The sequence below is a fragment of the Oleiphilus sp. HI0117 genome (assembly GCF_001635235.1).
In genome coordinates this window covers 1-1,092 of sequence record NZ_LWGA01001144.1, presented here as the reverse complement: position 1 = coordinate 1,092, position 1,092 = coordinate 1, and the positions used below count along the sequence as shown (strand labels likewise).

The window sequence follows — 1,092 nt, the reverse complement described above, 5'->3', positions numbered from 1 at the left end:
AGCTTGGGCTTGTACTGAGTGTTTTTTCTCATCAAAAAATATTGGCGACAATGATTGTCGCTTTAAAGGTTAAAGTGATAAACATAAAAGCACAACCCTCAAAGGATGAGACGTATGACTGTACAAATTCAAAACTCAATTGAGATTGATGAGGAGCTTTTCACGATAACAAGTTCGTCTCAATTTCCGGTATTTAATCCTGAAAATTATCATTTGAAACCCGTTACAACTTCTACTTGCTCTTGGTCCGGCTTTCACTGTTGTTTTGGGATTGTTGACGAGATATTAATGCTTAATTCTTTAAGTATTAATTTGGATTTACCTATAGACAAATCTCCTACTTTGAATGGTGTTAATCCTCTAGGAAGTCGGGCGGAGCTTCCATTATTTACTCATATTTATGACGAGGTTAATTTGGCGGTACCTTATTCAGGTGGATTACTCGCTGCAAGAGGTTTCTTGATGAATGAGTGCGGAGCTAGAGGTTTTAATCTCGATTGGAATTTTGAACACTGCTATGAGCTAACTTTTGAAAATGGGAAGTTAGTAGATATGCAGGATGTGAGCGGATTTATGTCCGAAGTGAGAGCTCGAGAGAATTATAGTCTACCGCGTATTGCTTGGTGGAAGAGGTTGGTTAGAAGAAGTGCTGAAAGAGTAACGTGTAGCCCTGAGGTGCTTAGTAATCCACTGAATTTTAGCTACGGGGGATGGTGCGAACGGTACATTAGGTGAGCCAATGAGTTTCTAGAAATCTAGGAAATTTAGATTTCTAAACTTGAGTATTTAAAGCCATACAAAAAATGCGTGTAATCAATCAACCTTATGTTTTTGATAGAAAATTCCAATGGAATCCGATAAGGTTAGCAATGCTGAACTTGCTTTGCTCTCTCGGGAGAGACTTTGCTATAGGTTTGGTAATCACTATTAGTGATCGCATTCATTTGTGATGACGGCTTAGTGTTGTTTAGTCGGTTTGTACTGGCGTTTGATGAAAAAGGGAAGTTGAAAATAAACTTATAGGGATTTGCTCTCCTCATAATCTTCCCCATTTTGTTGATATCCAAAACTAGATAAGAATTCTAATTAAGT

The 1,092-nt window shown here is 37.7% G+C and carries 1 protein-coding gene; it reads left to right on the top strand.

Translation table 11 applies throughout. The features are described from left to right. The first annotated feature begins 114 nt into the window (after positions 1-114). A complete protein-coding gene (locus tag A3757_RS20420; protein WP_068740194.1) occupies positions 115-735 on the top strand; it encodes a hypothetical protein in 621 nt (206 codons plus the stop codon). Positions 736-1,092: the final 357 nt, after the last annotated feature.